The following is a 1,249-nucleotide window of genomic DNA, read 5'->3' as shown; positions in this document are numbered from 1 at the left end:
ATGGATAAACAGGAAGCTAACATGTTCTTCCACCTCATTAACAACCTTTATAATCAATCCTCGATTATACTTACATCTAATAAAGGACCTAAAGAATGGGGGGAGCTATTGGGCGACCAAGCCATCACGACAGCTATATTGGACCGGATCTTACATCGAGTGGAAATAGTTCATTTAAATGATGATAGTTGGAGAATGAAACATCGAAAAACAATTTTTGGTGAACAAAGTGTCTCAAATTAATCAGCAAAAATTGTATCATTCTACTTGACGGTCACAGCCCGTCCTTACTCGCCTGAATCGACTGGTAAAGTAGAACGTTTTAATCGCACATTCGAAGAGTTTTTAAACGAGGTGAAACTAGAAAACCCTCAAACAATTGAAGCGTTAAATCAATGGTTAGGTGTATGGCTTGATGAGCGTTATCTTCATAAGCCGCACTCAGCTTTAGAGAAAAACATCACACCATTAGAAGCTTATCGCAGTGAAGGTACGCCCATTCGTCACGTTTCTGCAGAAGAGCTCGCTCACGCATTCCTGCATTCAGAAACAAGGAAAGTCGATAAAGCTGGCTGCATTAGTTTTCAGGATGAAAAATATGAAGTAGGTATCAATTTCGTTGGATGTAAAGTTGAAATTACCTATGACCCTCAAGACACTACTGAATTAACCGTAGATTATCCGGGTTTTGATAGTTGGAAAGCAAAAAGAATGGTGATTTCAGAGAGAACAGGAAAAAGACCATCTCTTCCGGAGAAGATGATAAAGGAACCTGCCGGTTCTTCAAGACTTCTTCAGGGAGCTAAAAAACCTAACCAGGCAAGAAAGGCTGCCGCCATTATACCTTCTGTCCCGGCCGTGAGTTTCCGTCATATCAGCAAAGGGGGAACGAGTCATGTTTGAGTCCTTCTTTGAGATGCGCCATACGCCATTTTCTCGCAGCATTCCAACGACTGAACTATATGAATCTACTCAGCTCGAAGAGATTATTGGACGACTGAACTATGCCGCAGAACGTCAGCTTTTCGCTATCATGACTGGTGAGTGCGGGCTTGGAAAAACGACAGCTATTCGCAGATTTACAGATCAACTAGATCCATCGCATTTCAAGCTGATCTATTTATCAGATTCTAAGTTGACACCACGTCACTTCTATAAAGGAATGTTAGAACAGTTGGGCCTCGAAGCAAAGTTCTACAGAGGTGATGCCAAGCGCCAATTACATCGTGAAATCGAATTGATGAAAGGC

At 41.7% G+C, this 1,249-nt stretch carries 3 protein-coding genes; all 3 read left to right on the top strand.

Going from position 1 to position 1,249, the window contains the following annotated elements; all coding sequences use genetic code 11:
• The coding region (locus FZC79_RS22810; RefSeq protein WP_148948897.1) for an ATP-binding protein at nt 1-243 on the top strand (243 nt) is incomplete at its 5' end.
• Nucleotides 244-354: 111 nt separating this feature from the next.
• Entirely contained in the window at nt 355-903 is a 549-nt protein-coding gene (locus FZC79_RS22805; RefSeq protein ID WP_252183449.1) for a Mu transposase C-terminal domain-containing protein, read from the top strand.
• On the top strand, nt 896-1,249 hold a 354-nt coding region (locus FZC79_RS22800), incomplete at its 3' end, for an ATP-binding protein (protein ID WP_148948895.1). The genes FZC79_RS22805 and FZC79_RS22800, both read left to right, overlap by 8 nt.

Origin of the sequence: Rossellomorea vietnamensis, from assembly GCF_008180615.1 — a bacterium.
GTDB lineage: Bacteria > Bacillota > Bacilli > Bacillales > Bacillaceae_B > Rossellomorea > Rossellomorea vietnamensis_D.
This window is presented reverse-complemented; position numbering and strand designations above follow the sequence as displayed.